The organism is Collinsella aerofaciens, from assembly GCF_015557435.1.
In the GTDB taxonomy this organism is placed as follows: domain Bacteria; phylum Actinomycetota; class Coriobacteriia; order Coriobacteriales; family Coriobacteriaceae; genus Collinsella; species Collinsella aerofaciens_Z.
This window is the reverse complement of the sequence record NZ_JADNOH010000054.1, coordinates 1-19,089: the sequence shown is the minus strand read 5'-3', so window position 1 is coordinate 19,089 and position 19,089 is coordinate 1. Positions and strand designations below refer to the sequence as shown.

Annotated in this window: 9 protein-coding genes, 1 tRNA gene and 1 other RNA gene; 6 read left to right on the top strand and 5 right to left on the bottom strand. The window is 60.7% G+C overall.

Features of this window, described 5'->3' with window-relative positions:
• On the top strand, nucleotides 1-155 hold a 155-nt coding region (locus I2G43_RS10715; protein WP_195535338.1), incomplete at its 5' end, for an LPXTG cell wall anchor domain-containing protein.
• Between the two features lie 131 nt (nucleotides 156-286).
• Here I2G43_RS10715 and I2G43_RS10650 read toward each other — a convergent pair.
• On the bottom strand, nucleotides 287-751 hold the full coding sequence (locus I2G43_RS10650) for an ATP-binding protein (RefSeq protein ID WP_324249501.1): 465 nt from the start codon (nucleotides 749-751) through the stop codon (nucleotides 287-289).
• Here I2G43_RS10650 and I2G43_RS05115 point away from each other — a divergent pair.
• The 3 genes from I2G43_RS05115 (at nucleotide 662) to I2G43_RS05105 (ending at nucleotide 2,460) form a co-directional block, all read left to right on the top strand.
• Entirely contained in the window at nucleotides 662-886 is a 225-nt protein-coding gene (locus I2G43_RS05115) for a hypothetical protein (protein WP_229071601.1), read from the top strand. The two genes, I2G43_RS10650 and I2G43_RS05115, sit on opposite strands and share 90 nt — an antisense overlap.
• A 41-nt stretch (nucleotides 887-927) precedes the next feature.
• The gene (locus I2G43_RS05110; protein WP_229071597.1) at nucleotides 928-1,050 is read left to right on the top strand and encodes a helix-turn-helix domain-containing protein; all 123 of its coding nucleotides are present in this window, start codon (nucleotides 928-930) and stop codon (nucleotides 1,048-1,050) included.
• 144 nt (nucleotides 1,051-1,194) lie between these two features.
• Nucleotides 1,195-2,460, top strand: coding sequence for an ATP-binding protein (locus I2G43_RS05105; protein WP_195535337.1), 1,266 nt, complete (start codon nucleotides 1,195-1,197; stop codon nucleotides 2,458-2,460).
• 402 nt (nucleotides 2,461-2,862) lie between these two features.
• On the opposite strand, the gene ffs is transcribed toward I2G43_RS05105, so the two are convergent.
• The 3 genes from ffs to tadA all read right to left on the bottom strand — a co-directional run bounded on the left by ffs (nucleotide 2,863) and on the right by tadA (nucleotide 17,205).
• Nucleotides 2,863-2,958: signal recognition particle sRNA small type (ffs, locus tag I2G43_RS05100), an RNA gene on the bottom strand.
• A gap of 94 nt (nucleotides 2,959-3,052) precedes the next feature.
• Entirely contained in the window at nucleotides 3,053-14,989 is an 11,937-nt protein-coding gene (locus tag I2G43_RS05095; protein WP_195535336.1) for a Spy0128 family protein, read from the bottom strand.
• A gap of 440 nt (nucleotides 14,990-15,429) precedes the next feature.
• The gene (gene tadA, locus I2G43_RS05090; RefSeq protein WP_195535335.1) at nucleotides 15,430-17,205 is read right to left on the bottom strand and encodes a tRNA adenosine(34) deaminase TadA; all 1,776 of its coding nucleotides are present in this window, start codon (nucleotides 17,203-17,205) and stop codon (nucleotides 15,430-15,432) included.
• A 51-nt stretch (nucleotides 17,206-17,256) separates the two neighbouring features.
• Between tadA and I2G43_RS05085 the strand changes: the two genes are divergently transcribed.
• A tRNA-Ser gene (locus I2G43_RS05085) sits at nucleotides 17,257-17,346 on the top strand.
• Nucleotides 17,347-17,349: 3 nt separating this feature from the next.
• On the opposite strand, the gene I2G43_RS05080 is transcribed toward I2G43_RS05085, so the two are convergent.
• Entirely contained in the window at nucleotides 17,350-17,934 is a 585-nt protein-coding gene (locus I2G43_RS05080) for a TetR/AcrR family transcriptional regulator (RefSeq protein WP_195535334.1), read from the bottom strand.
• A gap of 211 nt (nucleotides 17,935-18,145) precedes the next feature.
• Between I2G43_RS05080 and I2G43_RS05075 the strand changes: the two genes are divergently transcribed.
• Entirely contained in the window at nucleotides 18,146-18,697 is a 552-nt protein-coding gene (locus I2G43_RS05075) for a LemA family protein (RefSeq protein WP_082421874.1), read from the top strand.
• Nucleotides 18,698-19,089 lie beyond the last annotated feature (392 nt).

Sequence of the window (19,089 nt, the reverse complement as noted above, 5' to 3'; positions counted from 1 at the left end):
CGAACACGGGCGGCGGCAAGCAAGCAACTACGACCGCCGACAAGCTCGCAAACACCGGCGACACAACGCCGAGCGCAATCGCACTCGCAGGAATCGCCGCCATGGGACTCGGAATAACCGCCGCAGCCACCCGCCGCCTCAAGAACTCAAAATAGCTGCCGACGAACGTCACCTTCGTCAATCCACAAACCCAAAAGAGGCCCGTTTCCCCAACCAAAACCAGGGAAACGGGCCTCTTTAACTGCAAAATCCAAGCAGCAGCAACGTCTCTTGAACTACGTAGCCATCAATGCCCAGGCAACGCCAGCAAGCAGCACAAAACACGGGATTCAATTCTGCAGCTTGCGCCGTTGAACTCCACGAGCCTGCCCGTGTAGACGAGCCTGTCCACGACAGCCGCCGCCATCTTGTCGTCGCCGAACACGGTCACCCACTTGCTGAACTCTATGTTGGCCGTGACGATCATGCTCTGTCTGCCCTCCGGCACCGACATCACCTGGAACAGCAGCCTCGCGCCCTCGATGTCCAGCGGCACGTAGCCCAGCTCGTCCAGGATGGGGAGTTCGCGGCGGGGGCGACGCTCTCCGGGCTGCTGCCGCGTATCTCGCGGCGTAGAAAGGAGTGAGTACCATGACCAGCGGAGAAGAAGATTTACCTCGCCGTGGCGGGCGGGCTTATTGCCGCGGGCATCGTACTCGCGGGCATCGGCTTTATCGCCTCGGGCCGCGATCAGGCCGTGTTCACGACCCAAATCGACATGCGTGACAACACCATCGTGCTCGGCGGCGTCGAGGTGGACGAACCCGAGGGCATCCCGTTCATCAGCCGGCTCGCCATTCTTGGCGAGATCGACACCTCCGACGTCGCCGACCCCGCCGCGCCCTAGGCGCAACGAGCCCGGGCACTCCGTCCGCTAATTTGATTGAGATGGATCGCTCCTACTACGCGAGCATTGAGGTCGGGCAGCGCAATGTCAGCCTTTCAAATCTCAACAAGATTGCCGACGGCTTTCACATCACCATTTCGGAGCTCATGCGCGGTGTCGAGTAGATGATTCTCATCTGACTTGGCTCGTTCATGTTTAATCTGTCTCGTTAACCGAAATATGCAAATCTGGTTAATCAAAAAATTGAAATCTGGTTAAATGAAAACTGTAAATTTGGTTAAACGCGCTGGTAAGCAATGGTGAAAACTATGCCAAAAAAGTACTACACTAGAATTATCGAAAATGAGCTTGACCAGATGCTTGGGATATTCGGTGCCGTTCTCATCGAAGGACCTAAATGGTGCGGGAAGACAACCACGGCCGGGACCCGTGCGGCGTCCAGGCTCCTCCTCATGGACCCGTCGCGCAACTTCGAGAATCGCTTCCGTGCCGAGACGGACCCGGCGCTTGCCGTTTCCGGCGAGGTGCCGCGGCTGATCGACGAATGGCAGGAGGTTCCGAAACTTTGGGACGCGGCGCGGTTTGAGTGCGACAACCGCGGCGGCGAGCCTGGCCAGTTCATATTTACGGGGTCGGCGACGCCGCGAGACAATGAGCGGCCGATGCACAGTGGCGCTGGAAGGTTCGCTAAATTGCGCATGGACACCATGACGCTTTTCGAACTTGGGAAATCTAGCGGTGCGGTTAAGCTGTCGGGCATTATTTCTGGCGAAAAGTTCAATGGCGCCTTCGGATCGATGGGTTCTGCCGAGATCGCCGAGCGCATCGTTTGCGGTGGATGGCCGGCGTCGATTGGGCGTGACGCGCGAATTGCGTCCGCGACGGCAAAACGATATATCGAGATAGTCGCTGAGGAAGACATCCCCCGCGTCGATGGCTCTCGACGAGATCCTGAGAAAGTGAAAGCCGTCATCGCGTCGTTGGCGCGCAACGAATCCACTCTTGCGACGCTCAAGACGCTTGTGGCCGATTTGGGTGGCGACGTATCGAGACAAACAGCGGCATCATACATATCCCTTCTTAGCAGATTGAGTTTCGTCTGCGATATCCCCGCATGGAATCCCGCGATGAGATCTCCGGTACATCTGAGGGAGGCGCGTAAGCATCATCTTGCCGACCCGTCGCTTGCAGCGGCTGCGCTCGGGGCGACTGTGGAGACGTTGTTGTCAGACTTCAAGACACTTGGGCTGCTTTTCGAATCGTTGGCGCTCCATGATCTATGGGTCTATGCGAGGGCAAACGGAATGGGCCTTTATCACTATCACGATTCCCGCGATCTTGAGGTCGACGCTGTCATAGCGGCTCCAGGTGGGATGTGGATTCCCGTTGAGGTCAAGCTCAGTTCCGCTCAAATCGAAGAGGCATCTGACAATCTTGTTGCCGTCGAAGAGCGGATGGTTGCTGCCGGAAACACCCCGCCGGTTTCTAAAGTAGCGATTATTGGATTTGGTTCACAAGCCTATGTTACCGACCGCGGCGTCCAAGTTGTTCCATTGGACGTTCTCGCGCCGTAACGCTGCGGGCGAAGTGAAATCGACGCATCTTTTAGATTTCTTCAATTTGTGCGTAAACCAACAATGCCGTAATTACGCTATGTCGTTAGTGCGAACATCGCATCTTCAGTAGTCGAAGCTCGTTCGCAAACGGACCTCTTTACTTGCAAAATAGGAGACAGCACCGCCGTCTCATGAACCACGTGGCCACCGCGCTCCCGGCAACGCCAGCAAGCAGCACAAAGCACGGGATTAAATTATTCAGATAAATGCGCCTCTACGGGTGATTTTTGGACGACGGGGTCCGGGAGGCGGCGAGGTATTTGGTAGTCGAGCGATCCCGCAGGCAAAGCCGAGGACCAGCGAGACACCAAATACCTCGCCGCCTCCCGGACCATGTCGCGGCACCAAAAAGCGCCCGTGCGCTCGATGGATTCGGATGCCCGACAGAGGCTCCTTATGGCTGCTTCCTTCCGGACCTGACCAGATTCGGAACATGTCGTCATCCGAACCCATCGAACGCGCTAGGCGCTCGGTATATCATACCCGCTCCCGCCCAGCAGGGCAAGTGGGGCGAACTCATCGGATGGATTCGCCCCACTCGTGCATACCGCTAGCGGCGCCTGCGGTACAGGGCCGCGCCGCCCGCGACGGCCAGCGCGCCGATGCCGGCCATGGCCGCGAGCGCCTCGACCGGCAGGCTGCGGTCGCCGGTGTCGGGCATGCCGCCCTTGGAGCCGTCGCCGGAGCCGCCGCTGCCGGAGCCGCTATCGGAACCGCCGCCCGAGCCGCCGCCCGGCGTGCCGGGGTTCTCGGGGGTGCCGGGGGTCTCGGGCTCCTCGGCATAGCTGTTGGTGAAGACCGGCGGCACGTCGGCGTCGCCCTCGTAGGAGACCTTCGCCGACAGGTAGCCCGTCTTGGAGCCGTCTGCCGCCTCGTCGCTCACCGTGACGACGATCTTGCGCACGGCCTTGTCGTAGGTCACGTGCGCCTGGCCGTCGTCGACCTCGCTCACCGTGAAGGTGTAGGTGCCGGCCTGCTTGAAGGTCAGCGCGCCGAACGTGACGCTGCCGTCGGCGGCGTTCTTGGCGGTCGACATGACCTTACCGTCCCGGCCCTTGAGCTCAAAGCTAAACTGCCCCGCCTTAAGCTCGGCGCCCTTGAGCACCTTGGCGGCGCCCAGCTTGAGGGTGACGGGCGCGGCCTTGTAGCCGTTGGTGAACGTCACTGAGTCATCGCCCGTGGGGTTGCCCTCGGCATCCGTGAGCTCGTGCTTGACGGTGAGCGTGCCGTCCCCAGCATCGGTGACCGTCGTGCGCACGCGGTACGCCGCCCTGTCGTAGGTCACGCCGCCCGCCGTGCCGGCGACCTCGCGCAGCTCGTAGCTGTGCGTGCCGGGCGCGGTGTAGGTGACCGGGCCGAGCGCCACCGTGCCGTCTGCGGCGTTCTTGCCCATCGCCGCGACGCTCTCGCTGCCGTCGGCGGAAATCTCGATCAGCTGGAACTCGAACTCGCCCTCGGCCAGGTCGCGGCCCTTGAGCTTCTTGTTCACCTTGATCTGGTCGGTGACGGAGCTCGGTGCCGGGTCAACGCCGTAGGTGTTGGTGAACTCGAACGCACCCTTGCCCTCGGGCGTGCCCTCGGCGGGCAGGACCTTCGCGGCGAGCGTGCCCGTGTTGGTGTCCTCGACCACCTTGACCGTGAAGGTCCTGGACGCCACCGCGTCGTTGGTCACGCCATCAACCGAGCCGGACTCGCTCACCCGGTAGGCGAACGTCTTGGTGCGCAGGCCGTCGCCGTCGATCTCGACGTCATCGAGGTCGCTCGGCTGCCTGAACGTGACGCTGCCCAGCTCGACGTTGCCGGCGGCATCGTTGACCGCCTCGGTCACCGTCTTGCCGGAGGCGTCGGCCGGTGCGGGCGCGCCGTCCAGCGGCTCAATCTTGAAGGTGTACTTGCCCTCGATGTCGGCCTGCGTCAGGCCGAGTCCGGCCTGACCGAGCGCCAGCGTCTTGGTGCCCGCAAGGTCGACCGTCGCCTCGTTGGTACCGTAGCCGTTCACGAACGACAGCTTGCCGTCGGAGCCCTCGGGGTAGGCCACGGCCACATCCAGACCGCCCTTGCCGTTATCGGTCGCCTTGACCGTGATGTCGAAGCTCGAGGCGGTCGCCGTCACGCCGGCGGGCAGCGCCGCCGTGTCCTCGGAAACGGTATAAGGGATGGTCCAGGAGCCGTCGTCGGCCCTGGTGGCGGTGCCGTCCACCACCATCTGCTCGAGCTCGTCGGTGGTGTAGGAGATGGGCGAGAACGCAAGCTCCGCGACCTCGCCGTCGCCGGAGGCCCGGTTGGACGCGGTCGCGACCACGTTACCGTGCGCATCGCGGACGGAGAACGAGAACTCGCCCGCCGCCGCGGCGCGGCCCGTCAGCGTCTTGGTGGCATCGATGGCCACGCTGCCCTCGCCGCCGAGCGTGCCGGTGGCCTCGTAGGAGTTCTGGAACGCCACCGTCACGGGCGCTGGTAGCGACGCAGTGTCATCGGCCGTCGAGACCTCGCTGCGAGCGACCTCGACACCGTCCTTGACGACCGTGGTCGTGACCGTGAGTTCGCCCGTCGTGGCGTCGTAGGCGAGCGCGATGGTCACCGTGCGCGGCTCGGTGTCGTTGGTGTAGCCGTCGCCGCCAAGTTTGGTCTCGGCGACGGTGAAGCTGTAGGTCTTGCCCGCGTCGGCATCGGTGAATGTCACGTCGCCCTTCGCGGCGCCGCCGATGAGGTCGACCACGGCGGCCTCTCCATCATCGGCCGCGGCCACGGCGTAGGCATTCTTGCCGGTCTTGAGGCCGAGCTTGGCGGCCGTCTCGTCGTCGGCGGTCACGGTGAAGGCGAACTGCCCCGCCTCCATGGCGCGGCCGGAGAGCGTCTTGGACAGGCGCACGCCCGCGCGGGCCGAGTAGTCGAGCTCGGTCGTGTAGGTGTTGACGAAGTCGCCGCCGCTCACCTGCGCGATCGCGGGCGTCGAGGCCGTGAGGTTGCCGGAGCCGTCGTCGGTCACAGTCACCGTCATCGTGGCGACGCGGCCGTCATAGGACACGCCGGCAATCGCCGAGCCGTCATCGGGCTTGGCCTCGCGCACCGTGTAGGTGAAGGTCTTGGCACGCACGCGCTTGCCGCCGACCTCCGCGAATCCGGCGTCCTTGATGTCGTTAAGCGTGTAGCGTATAGAGCCGAAGTCGAAGGCGACCTTAGTGCCCGCCTCGGTGCCGGCGGCGGCCGTCACGCTGACGGTCTTGGAGCCGTCGACAGAGCCCTCGGGCATGGGGGCGTCGTCCTCGCCCGTGAGCGTGAACTGGAAGCTGTCGCCCTCCGCCCAGTCGCGGCCCTTGAGCGTCTTGGTGAAGAGCCCCGCGGTGGAGACGTCCCTGCCCTCGGTGGCCGTTCCGTACGTGTTGGTGAACGCGACGGTCGCGCCGGCCTCGGTCACGGTGCCCTTGGCCCCCTCGGCCGTGGTCGTGTAGCCCTCGGCCGCATCCTCAGTCACGGTGTAGCTTGCGCCCACGGGCAGGCCGGTGATGGTCTTCTCCCCGCCGTGCTTAAGCGTGAAGGTCGCTCTGCCGTCCGTGAACGTCACGGCGCCGTCGCCCTTGCCGAAGGTGCCGGAGACGGGCTCGCCGTCCCCGTCGGTCAGCGCGACCGTGAAGCCGAACTCGCGCTGGCCGTCGCCGCCGACGACCGTCTTCTTAACGGTGAGGCTGCCGGTCTTAGCGGTGTTGGTAAAGACCGCCGCCTCGACCGTGCGCTCGGCAGTATTACCGGCATCGTCGGTCAGCTGTGCAATCTTGGTCTTGGCAGTCAGCTTGCCGGTGCCATTGTCGGTCACCGTGACGGTGGCGCGATAGGTGGCCTTCGAGAACGTGAGCGCCGTCTCGTCACCCGCCTGCTCGGCAATCACATAGGTATAGGTGCCGGGCTTGGTGTACTCGATAGTGCCGAAGTTGCCGACCTGAACGTCCTTGCTCAGCGCAATCGTCGACACACCGTCCTGGGCGCCCTTGGGCATGGGTGCCTCGCCCTGGGCGGTCAGCGTCATGGTAAAGGCATCCGACGTCGTCCAGTTGCGTCCGGAGATCTTCTTTTGGACCTTAAAGGCGTTCTCCACCTTCGTGGACTCAACGCTATAGATATTGGTGAAGCCCACCTGCGTCGCCTGTCCGACGATGCCCTTCTGGGTGTTCGCCTTATCGGCAACTGCAAAGCCGTCCTCGCTCGTCATGAGGTTGCCCTTGGAGTCGAGCTCCTGTACCTCGTAGTGCGCGCCCACGGGCACGGTAACCGTAACGGAACCGCCGGCGTTAAGCGCGATGGTGCCACCGCTCTTGATCTGTCCGCTTACATAGGTGCCGTTGGTGCCGCTGGGACGACCGGCGTACGCAAAGGTACCGGCCAGAGGCGTTGTGCCATCGGCCTGATAGAGCAGCACCTTAAAGGTGAATGCCTTGTTGGGCGCGACAATGCCCTCGGCGGTCTTGACCGTCTTGCTCAGCGTCAAGCGACCGTCAGAGACATCGTCGGTAGTGGTGTTGGTCTTGACGGCAGGGTTGTTGCCAACCGCCACCGAAGCCTGGTTGGAGATGTCGTCCGAAGCGCCACCACTCTTAAACGCATCCTCGGTCACGCGGACCTTAAACTGTACCGTGCCCTCCTTGCCAGCGGGAACGTCCGCCAGCGTCCAGGTGAGGTTGCCGTCGCTGTCCTTGGAGCCGACATCCTTATGGTCACCCGCGAACTCCACGAACTCGGTCCCCGCGGGAACAGTATCGGAGATCGTCACCGTGGCCGGCTTGTTCTCGGTGTTCTTGTAGCCGATGGTATAGGTGAGCTCATCGCCCAACTTGACGCCCGATCCCTTCGAATCCTGAGCGTCGCTCTCGGACTTCTTGGGCACGTAGTTGGTCGTGGTGCCGGTATAGCTCTTGTTGCCAACCGTAATAGTGGCGGCGTTTTTGACGGTGCCGACAGCGCCCTGGGCATCCTCCACGGCGTCCTCGGTAATCTTGACGCGCACGCGCACCGAACCGTGGCTGCCCGCGGGTTGCTTACCCAGGTCCCAAGTAAGCGACTGTCCGCTCGCGGCGCCCTTATCGGCACACTCGCCCTCAAAGGCCTCGAACACAACGCCGGCAGGAAGCTTGTCGGTCACGGTCACGTTGGCCGGAACCAAGTTGCCATTGGCATCGGCCTCGGTGTTGACCCAGTTAATGGTGTAGACGTAGGAGTCGCCCACGGAGAGCAACTGCCCGTCGATGTCCACATCGGGCTTCGCAACCGTGCCGATCGTCTTGACCTTATCGCGTGTGTTGTGGAAGACGATCTTGCCGTTCTCGGTACCATTGCGATAGGTCACCTTGGACGTAAGCTTGCCGTTGTTGTTATCGGTCACCTCGAGCAGCACGCGGCACGTCGCGGACGTGTCCACGGGACGCACGCCCTCGGGCAGGTTGGCCAAGCGCTCTTTTGCCACCAGGTTAAAGCTGTAGGTAGTGGTGTGGTCGGCATTGTGTTGCTTGGTGGCAAAGCCATCCGCCACGGCGGCGGCGAGGTCAGTCAACTCATGGGATCCGCCGAGAGCGCCGCCAAGCTTAAAGTTAACCTTGCCGAAGTCGACCGTGGCGATACCGTTATCGCTCGCCTGGGTCTTACCCTCATCCATCTTTTCGAGCGAGCCATCGGTCTTCTCGGCATACAGGTCAAACGTATACTGACCCGCCTCAATCTTGTCGCCGGAGTCCATTACCTTCTCGGCAGCAAGACCGTCGAATGTTCCGGTCGCGATGTAGCTGTTGGTAAAGGACACCTGGGCCTTGGCGGTACCGCTCTCGGAGCTAAAGGTATTCGCATCGCGGGGCTCTTCAACGTCGTTGGCGTCATAGTGCTTGACCGTGGTCACGGTATAGAGCGAACCGTTATCGCGCTTCTTAACCGCAATCTCTACCTTCCAATAGGTGGAGTCGTATGTATAGCCGCCCCTACCGCCGCCATTCTCGACAATCTTGTAGGCAAACGTCTTGTCCGCATCGCCCGTCGCGAAGGTCAGGCCGCCCAAAATACCGGTGTGGGACGTGCCATCGGCCTGCGGTTCATCGTTCGTAACGGTGAGCTTACCCTCATCCGCGCGCAGCAGCTTGTTGAGCTTTTCGATTGAAGCATCGTCTTCGCCCGTCACCGTAAAGCCAAACATGCCGGCATGCAGATCGTGCCCGTTAAGCGTCTTGACGATCTCCAAACCGCCCTGGAGCTCGTAGCTCGTTGAAGTTTGGTAACTATTGGTAAAGATGAAGCCTTCCGAGCCGGTCGTGCCATCGGCACGCGCTACAAGTTTGCCGCCCTCATCGGTTACGGTGACCGTCACGGTATAGACGTGCTGGTCATACTTCCACTCGCCAAGACCGCTGTTCGCAGCCACCTCGTTAATAGCGAACTTATACGTGCCCGGCTTGTTGAAGGTAAGCTTCGAGAAGTCAAGCTGGTAGTGCTCCCCGTCCTTGAGGCCCTCCTTCGTTTGCTTCTTCTCAGCGTAGCCGTTCTCCGCACTCATCGAGGAGCCGGTGATGAGCTTGCCGTCGATAGCAGCCTTGGTGACATCATCGGCCGCGGTCATGGCAAAGGTAAACTTGTCCGGAGCATTGGCACCGGCAACCACCTTGGTCACGGACGGAGTATAGGTTGCTGCCTCGGCGACCGTATAGGTGTTCTTGAATTTGACCGTCGCGACACCGGTAGACGTCGCATCCGACGGGTAGATCCACTGGCCCTCGAGCTCGTCCTTGCCATCGACCTGCTTGCTTACCGATGTCGTGACCCTAAGCGTGCCGTCGCCGTTATCCGCTACGACGGCCCTAACCGTATGGACCGTCTCGTCGTACGTATAGCCCGTCGCTTTGTCGTCAATCTCGCTCACCGTATAGGTAAACGTCTTGCCGGCATCATCCTGATTGAAGGTCAGCCCGCCCGCAGGCATCAAACTCACGGTCTTGGGAGCGTTGGCCTCGACATTTGCGGTCTCAAAGACCTTGCCATTCGTGGAAATGCCAACCTTGCTGGCAGACGTCTCGTCGGCAGGCTTGACGATATAGCGGAAGGTGCTCTTGGGCGAGCCAAACACCGTCGCACCCTCGGGGTACGTCAGCGTCTTCTCGATCTGTATACCGCCAGCAGTACCATAGTCGAGGCTTGCCGTATAACGGTTCACAAACGAGACGGTAGGCGTCGTGGCGCCGGTCTCACTTGCATCGTACTGCTGCACGTAAGTATGCGAATCTTGCTTGAGCTCGACGATCTTTTCGTCCGTCAGCGCGCTCGCGTCGGCGCCGTCGCCCAGCAGCTCCGTCACACCCGCACCCTTGAGCACGGTCGTCACGGTGTAGAGCTTAGCGGGGTCGTCCTTGCGTGCTAGAACCTTAACGAGCACGATGGCATCGCCGGTGTAGCCGGTGTCATAGGTGTAGCCGGCAGCAGTAGCAGGCTGGTTCTCGTGGATGCGATAGGCAAACGTATGGCCCAGATCCTGCTCCGTGAGTTTACGGGCAAAGAGCTTCTCCGCCCCACTCGCGCCCACCACGGCGCCGGACACGCCGGCCTTCGCCGCCTTGTTGGACAGGTTGGCCTCGGCGCCATCGACCGACGTCTGGACGCCGTTGTACCAAAGGCCCGTCACGACAAAGGCAAACTGGCCCGCAGCAGAGGCACGGCCCTGAAGGGTCTTGCTCACCGTCACGCCGCCAAAGGTGCCCGACGCATGGTATGCGTTGGTAAAGGCAGCCTTATCTGTTACGGCCTTGTCCGCATCGGAGGCGTCGGTATTGGTGTAGGTCACGCTCGATACGAGCTTGCCCGTGTGTTTGCCCGACTCGTCCAGGTCGGTCACCACGACGGTCGCGCGAGCGGTGTGCTTGTCCATGGACATGCCCGCCTGGCCGTCCTGCGCGGCATTCTCGGTGATATTGAAGCTAAAGGTGCCCGCGCGGTTGAACGTCACGGTCGGGGCGGCCTCGGCGCCAAAGGCGAAGGATGCCACGCGTCCCGACTCGGGCGCGCCGGCGTCGGCCTGGTTGGTGTTAATGGCAACGGCACCGTCCGTTACCGCCTGCTTTGTGGTCTTGCTCAAACCGGTCGTGTCGGCATCGTCCGTAGCGGCGGTGAGGTTAAAGGTGTAGCTCTCGCCCTGGTTCCAGTCGCGGCCGCTCAGGGTCTTTTGGCCCTGAAGGGTCACGCTCGCGGGCTTCACACTATATGAATTGGTAAAGGAAGGCGTGACGTTCTTATCCAGCTGCTTTACCGAGCCGTCTGCCGCAGCCTTGTAGTACTCGATTGAGGTCGTCATGCCAGCGCCCTTTGCGGCATTGCGCACGACGGCGTAATAGACCGATCCGTCGTAGGTCATGCCTGCGACACTTCCAGGATTCTCAACGAACTTGTACACGTAGGCGTGTCCCGCATCCGCCCTGGCAGTATAGGAGATTGCCGGCCACGTCACCGTGCCGTCGGCGTTGTTGCCCACGGTGGCGAAGTTGCCCTCGGCGCCCTGGGGCATGGGGGCCTTCACGTTTGCATCGACCGTCGTGGGGTCGAACGCTACGCTGGCATCCGTATAGCCACCCAGGCCCTCGAGCGTAAAGCCAAAGGCGCTCTGGGCAAGCTTAAACGTTCCCGCCTTGTCAGTCAGGTTCTTTTGAGCATGGATGATGATGTCCTTCTCATGCTCGTCGTAGCGGTTGGTGAAGGTCGCTACCCTATCGGTAACCTCCTTCTTAGTCTCGGCGCCCGCGTCGTTGCGCTCCTGCATCACCGTCACGCTCTTAACGAACAGAGCGCCGGCATGGTTGTCCTCCACCACGATCGTCGCGGTATAGGAGGCGGCAGAATAGCTTATGCCGCCCGCCCCGGCATCGGAACCGGGGATAACCTCCGAGATGGTATAGGTGTAGGTGTCTGGCTTGGTATAGGTGATGTCGCCAAACGTTGCCGTCTTATAGGTGATGTCTCCAATCTTTTCCGTCGGGGCTTTCTCGGTGATCTCGACCGTCGACACCTGGCTCTTGGCGCCGTTGGGCATGGGGGCGCCGTCCTTGGCCGCAAGCTGCACAGTAAAGGTATCGGAATCGTTCCAATTGCGGCCGTTGAGCCTCTTCTTGACGCTCAGGCGATCTTTGGCATCAAGCGTTACCGAGCTGGCGCTGTAGTTGTTGGTGAACTCAAGCTTGTTGCTCTTGGGAATCTCTCCACCCTCGAGCTTGCCGATCTTACCCGTGATAGTGTTGCCGGGGCCCGACTGCTCCACGCCGCCGGCCCTACGGCTCACAAGGCTAAAGCCGGCCGGAAGCACGGAGTCGCCGGCAGAACCGGTCACGGTGTTGACGATGCTCGCCAGCACGTTGCCGCTCGCCGACTCGCCCTTGGTGGTGAGCTCGCTCACGCTATACTCGTCGCCCTGCTTAAGGTCGTACACGCGAATAGTCTCGCCGGCCTTGATGGAATGGGTATAGCCGTTCTTGAGTTTGAAGGACTTGCCCGTTGGCTTGCCGTTCGCATCGAACACCTGCGCCTCGTAGCCCTTCTCGGACTCCGGCAGGGTGAACTTAAACGTGAACGTCAGATCTTTGCCGTCCGCATCCTTGGCGGGCGCGGTAAGGCCATCGTCTGCCGTCACGGTCTTGGTCACTTGCAGACGCGCCACACGACGGTCGGTATACTGCACGGCCGTTGCCGTGGTAAAGAGATGGTTGAGCTGAAGCGTGCCCAGGTCAGTGCGAGTCTTGGAAGCATCCTCTATATATGTTGAGTCACTCTCTTGATAGAGGGCCATGCGGTTGATACCCGTATCGGCAAAGATCGTCGCCAGCTGACCGTCGCGGACGCCCTTGTCCTCGACATAACGCAGAACGGTCTTGGTGCCCTGAGGCGCCTTGTCATAGCGCATGTGCATCAAGTCATTTTCGAGCGAAGGCGTCACGCCCTCGGCGGTGCTCGTCTGGCCCCACGTCAAGTTACCCTTGACATCTGCACCAGTCGCGCTCTGAAGCTTGCCCTTGATGTGTGTAAGCGTGTTGTCAATGGAGTCGGGAGAGCCAAACTGCGCCAACGAGGCGATCAGCGAGCCCGGGCCGCTCAGGCTGAGCACGTCGTCGCCCTTCTCGCCAGCGTCCACATACACACCCGAATCGTCCACGATTACCTTGGTGATGGTGTTGTTAATCTCATAGCCATCCGGGCTTACAGACTCACGCAGGTAGTACGTACCCTTGATAAGGGGCTTTTGCTTTGTCGAATCGAGTGGGAAGCATGCGGCGCCCTCAATGTCATACGGATAGGTCATGCCGTTTGCCTGCACGGTGTCATACGGCTCGGCACCCGATTTAATGGCATAGGTTTTAGGGCTATCGCCGGTAACGTCTTTGGCTTGGTACAGCTCAAACGTCGCGCCGTTCACGGGCTTGCCCAAGTCGTCGACCTTCTGCACAAACAGGCGGTTCTGGACGTTGGTGAGGTGAATTACGGTGGAGAATTGCCTGCTTGTCGACTTGTATTCAACCATAGAGGTGTTGTCCGTGGTTGCCCCAGCCAGAGACGATGCCGTGGTGTGGTAGACCGCCACGGTATAGTCGGCATTCGACTTATCTTTCATCATGGCGGCGTACGTCTCGATATCGCCAGGCAGGGACCTAACCGTCACCTCGTAGTCGCCCTTGGTGTTGACGGCAAAGACGCTCGTGTCCTTTGACTGGGCGGCCTCAACGGCACCGGCGATGCCATGCGCGGAGCACAGCTTGTAGCCTTTGAGCGGATTGCCCGTGACTGCCGTCCACGAGTCTTCGCTTGTGTGATCCCCGTTCGCATCGGTGCGCTTGAGCACGACGGCAAAGGTCGTGCCCGAGTTGATGGGTTTGTTCTTATTGTCTTTTATATCTTTGTTGAGAGAGATGGTCTCCTTTGCAGCCAGATAGCCGCCGTTCAGCCACATGCGGCTACCCGTCCATTGCGTTGTACCGTCGGCCGTGGTGACCGTTGTTTCCGGTGCAACAACCACGCCGCCCGTGCCGCTCGCAGCTTCCTTGTACTGCAGATGCAGCTCACCTGACTTTGCGGAGGTCGACGAGGTCAGACTCGAGCGGTACCCCGCGGGCAGGCTTATCTCTTTGAGTACATAATAGTCGCTCTTATGGGCATTGTGCTCTTCGTCGAAGGAGAGAACGGAGCCATCCGACTTCAGAAGCACCAGTTGGCCCTTGGCGTCCGTCGTGCCTTGGGCGATAGGCTCAGCCCCGTCTGGCACGGTCCATTTTTCATCGGACTGGTACAAAGCGAAGGTTGCACCCTGGACTGCCTGGCCGTTCTGGTCGACCTTCTCGACCTCGGACGACGGCAGGGTGGTGAGGTTGAACTTGAGCGACATGTTCGATGCACCCGCGCCACGCTCCAGATAGAAGAAACTCAGCTTGTGCTTGGTGCTGTCGCGGAAGGTGTTGTCGCGGAAGTTTTTGGTATCTGCGCCGGCGGCTTCGAACATCGCCCTAATGGTGGTGTCTTTAATGGTCTTTTCGGCATCATTTGCGTTGTCGATATGGCCGACATGCACCGCGCCCGTGGCAAAGTTGATCTTGAGCGTCGCCTTCTCGTGAATGCCGCCCAAGTCACCCACGAGCACGCCGTCGATATACACCCAGACATCATCGTCGCCCGAGAATTCAAAGATCATGTCCTCGTTTTTTGTGGTCTTGCCGCTTGCAGGTTGGACAAACTCCGTGGTCATGGACATGCCAAAGTGGTGGTTGAGATCCGTGCTTCCATCAACGATCTTTTTAGGGGAAAGGTTGTTGCCCTGCTCATCAAAAACCTTGCTTGCAGAGTCAAAGGGGAAGAACTGGCCCAGATTGGTTTCTTTGCTCGCATCGCCCTTATATACGCCCGCTTTATCGTAGACGTCAAAGGAATTGGTCGTGGAGTTATACACAGCGTAGTTGCCGTTAGAGCCGTTAGAGCCGTACGAGTCGTAGACGTAATAGCCATCCTTGAGCTGGAAGAGACCCTGCACGTTGTTGTAGACGGCCTTGCCCTTCTGCTTGCCATTGGCCTGGCTGGCATTATTAAAAAGGTATGCAAGCGACTCATCGGTGTAGTTAACGCCATTGCCTTGGGAGGTGTAGGTGCCTTTCTTGATTGCCGGATAGCCATTTACAAGCTGATTCTCAACAAACCGAAGGCGACCGTAGCCAGCAGTACCGCTTCTGCCCGTCCACTTGTTAATGCCCGTACCGGCGCCGCCATTAAACTTGAGCTGATGGTCTTTATTGATGCCGGTGTTGTCATTCTCGTTGTAGTTGTTTACGTTGGCGGAATTGTCGTTATCGCCATCGACAACCCAGTAGTCGAACAGATTGACCGTGGTGCCGGTAGGATTCACCGTCTCTACGGTATGGTTGCTATAGGGAACCGTCTGGTCGGCCGATGCGCTCGTCGCACCAAACATGAGCGCGCACGCCGCCAGCGGGACGGTCAAAACCTTTAGAACGCGCTTGGCAGTATTGGTTTTTGTGCCAAAAGGCTCCAGTATTTCTCGAACTCTCGCACATACGCGATTCATGAAGGCCCTCCCCAATCCATGAGGACGGCAAGCAGCGGCTCATTATATGTATGTCGTCGTCCTCATCGATGCAAATATACGCCCCCCCCCCGCGCAGAAACGCAAGGCGGGACATCGCAATATACTTAAAAGTGTAGCAATTTGGCTGACCCGAAATTCCGCATCAGGTTGCCACTCAGGCGTAGAAGCGAACCATTCGCGCCACCAAGGGGACCCGCCGAAATAAATCCACCGGCAATCCTTGCCCCCTACCGTCCCAAAATGACTGCTCGAAGTTGCGGTGGAATAGTTCCTGCTTGGCCGCTCGAGCCGCAAAAACAGGAACTATTTCACCGCAACTTATCGAGGGATGCGTTTTAGATGCGGGCGAGGTCGTAGGCTTGGGCGGCTGACTCGCCGGCGCAGATGAGGTTGGTTGTGGCTTCCTGCGGATCGAGCGCTTGGTCGAGGGGCATGGGCTTGCGGCAGATGGGCAGCACCAGGTCGACGCCTTGCTCGTATACCGCATCCAGGTTGCCGGCGCGACCGCCCACGACGGCGACCACCGGCTTGCCATGGCGCTTGGCGCGACGTGCCACGCCCACTGGCGCCTTACCGGCGGCGGACTGCTCGTCCATGTTGCCCTCGCCCGTTATGACCAGGTCGGCATCGTGCACGCGCTCGTCAAACCCCACAAGGTCGAGCACCGTCTCCACGCCCGAGCGCAGCTCGGCACCAAGTGCCAGCAAGGCTGCCCCCAGCCCACCGGCAGCGCCCGCGCCCGGCACGCCGAGTACCGAACCAAACGTCCGCGCGCCCTCGGGCACGCGCAGCAACTCCCGCGCTCGAGCCTCGGCAATCGCCGTATCAAGTAGGCGGCCATAGCCGACCATCCAGCTGTCGTACTCATGCACTGCCTCGGCGTCACCCGTCGGCAGGCCCTTCTGCCCGCCAAACACCGCCAGTGCGCCGCGGCGCCCCACGAGCGGATTCTCGACATCGGAAAGCACGACGATACGCACGCCATCCAACGCCCGCGCCGCCGGCACCAGATCAACACTGGCCACTTGCTCAAGGCCCGCAAGCCCCGGCGCAATATCGCAGCCACGGTCGTCGACAAGACGCGCGCCCAACGCCTGTAGCATGCCGGCACCACCATCGTTGGTGGCGCTGCCGCCCAGTCCTATATATAGATTCTTCGCCCCCGTGCGAACCGCGCGAAGCATCAGCTCGCCCACGCCATAGGTCGAGGCAGCCAGTGCCGCCGACTCCGTGCAAGGCGAATACCCAATGCCCGCGGCCTCGGCCATCTCGATGACCGCAGACGCGCGCGCGCCATCCAGCAGCATTCGGGCGGACACGCGATCACCCAGGGGGGCCGCAACTTCACAGGTCACGATCTCGCCGCCGCACGCGGCAACGGCATCGAGCGTCCCCTCGCCGCCATCCGCCAGCGGCAACGCGCGTACCTCGGCATCAGGCCACACACGGCGCATGCCCTCGGCAACCGCAGACTCCGCCTGCGCACTCGACACGCTGCCCTTAAAGGAGTCGATCGCCAGCAGCACGCGACGGGGCCGGCGCTGCACGGGGCCAAGGTCGACCGCCGCGCCAGCAACCTCGTCGGCATCAACCAGCGCCGCGGCATGAGCGGCGTGCGCCTCAAGATCGGACCCGCAACCGCCGCCATCCGCGCCACGCAAACCGGCAAAATAGCTGCTCAGTACCTCGCGGCACTCGTCCGCCAGCACGCCGGCCGTCACATTAAAGCGATGGTTCAGGCGCGAATCGGCATTGAGGTCGTACAGCGAACCCAGCGCGCCCGCCTTGGCATCGGCCGCACCATACACGCAGCGACCCACGCGCGCGTTGACCATAAGGCCCGCGCACATGCAGCAGGGCTCGAGCGTCACATAGACGGTGCAGTCGGAAAGGCGCCAACGGCCGAGCGTCCGAGCGGCGGCGCACAACGCCGCAAACTCAGCATGCGCCGAAGGGTCTTGATCGAGCTCGCGACGATTGTGCGCCCGCGCGACGATCTCGCCCGCGCACACCACCACGGCACCAATGGGCACCTCGCCCACCGCCGCGGCAGCGCGCGCCTCGGCCAGCGCTTCGCGCATGAACTTCTCGTCGATTTCGGTGATCGTCATCGTTCGCCTTCCCTGTTGCAAATTCAAAACGATGCTATCATTACGACTCACGGAGAGATGGCAGAGCGGTTGAATGCGGCGGTCTTGAAAACCGTTGAGCGCGAGAGCGTTCCGGGGGTTCGAATCCCCCTCTCTCCGCCATTCTTAGTGATGCACCGGCGTCATGGTCCGCTCGAACAGCGCATCGACCACGTCGGCAATCTCGGGTCGGCTCTCAAGATCGTGACCCGATTCCCACCACTTGGTGAACAGTCGAATAATGCCGCCGGCGATAAACTCCGATGTCGTCTCGAGCGATACAGGGGCCAAGGCGCCCTCGTCAAGCGTGCTCATCACGCGCTCGCGAATGGAGTGGGCAATGCGGTCGCAAATCATGCTGGTCAGCATGCCCGACATGCTGCTCTCCAGGATGTTATCCATGAGCTGCTCATGTGCCAGAATCATGTCCATGGCATCGGCGAACACCTCATGGCGAAGCACGCGCACGTCGTCGGCCGACACTGCGCCCCCCTTACCGGTCCGTTTTTGCGGCAGTCCCGACATTAGCTCGTCGACATAAAAGGCAAAGTAATCGTTCTTGTCGCGGAAATGCTTATAGAACGTCGTGCGGCGGATCATGGCACGCTCGCACAGCATGGCAACCGTCAGGTCCTCAAAACGATGCTCCTCGAGAAGCTCGGTGAAAGCATCGAACAGGGCACGGTAGGTTTTCTTAATGCGAAGGTCCACTGGTATCGCCATCCTCAGGGCAAAGACAACACTCGTCAATCTGTCGCATATCTTACACCTGTACCTCGAGCGTTTTACCCCGGTGCCGACCCCGCCGAAAACATAACGCTTACCGGAAAGTTCGGCACGGCAAAACGTTGCGGGTATACTAGTAGCGTTATACCAACGGCAGCTGGCGCATGCCGCCGCGGCCATTCGAAACGGAGACATCATGATTACCGTCATCATCGGCATCGTTGTTGTCATTGTGATTGTCTGCGCCATCGCCGGCATCTACAACAACATGGTCACCAAGCGTAACCGCATCGATAACGCCTGGCAGAACATCGATACGCAGCTGCAGCGTCGCAACGACCTGATCCCCAACCTGGTCGAGACCGTCAAGGGCTACGCCAAGCACGAGCAGGAGACACTCTCCGCCGTGATCAGCGCGCGTAACACCGCCGTCAAGGCCACCACGCCCGAGGCCAAGATGGAAGCCGACAACGTGCTGACCGGCGCGCTGCGCCAGCTCTTCGCCGTAGCCGAGGCCTATCCCGATCTTAAGGCAAACACCAACTTTACGCAGCTGCAGGCATCGCTCGAGGATACCGAGAACAAGATTAGCTATGCACGCCAGAGCTACAACGACTGCGTGCTCAGCTACAACAACGCCATCCAGACGTTCCCGGCTGTCATCTTTGCCGGCATCTTCCAGTTTAAGGAGCGCCAGGGCTTCGAGGCCGCCGAAGCAGCCCGCCAGGCCCCGACCGTCAAGTTCTAGTAGTTTGACAGCGCATCTTTAATCGGCCAAATGCATAAACCGCCCCGTCGAATGCATACTTCGACGGGGCGGTTTCCTTTTTCGCGAAGGTCCCCCTCTAAGCGCCGTGCATTTTTAGGAGTATTCAACATAACCAAGGGCTTCGGGCGCCGCGATAAATGCCAAAGAGCGCAAATATCCCTGCAAATCAAACGCTGCCGGCCCATAACCCCGCCCATCATTCGTAGAAAACATCGAGAAATCCCGATTTTTTGCCCGAGGTCGGTATGCAGGGGCCTTCGATTGCAGAATACTCGCAAAAATGCACGTCGCCATCACCCCCACATGGCGCGAAGCAAATCAGAACCACCCTTAAAAAGGGTGGTTTGCTCTTAGGGTATAACCCACGGGCC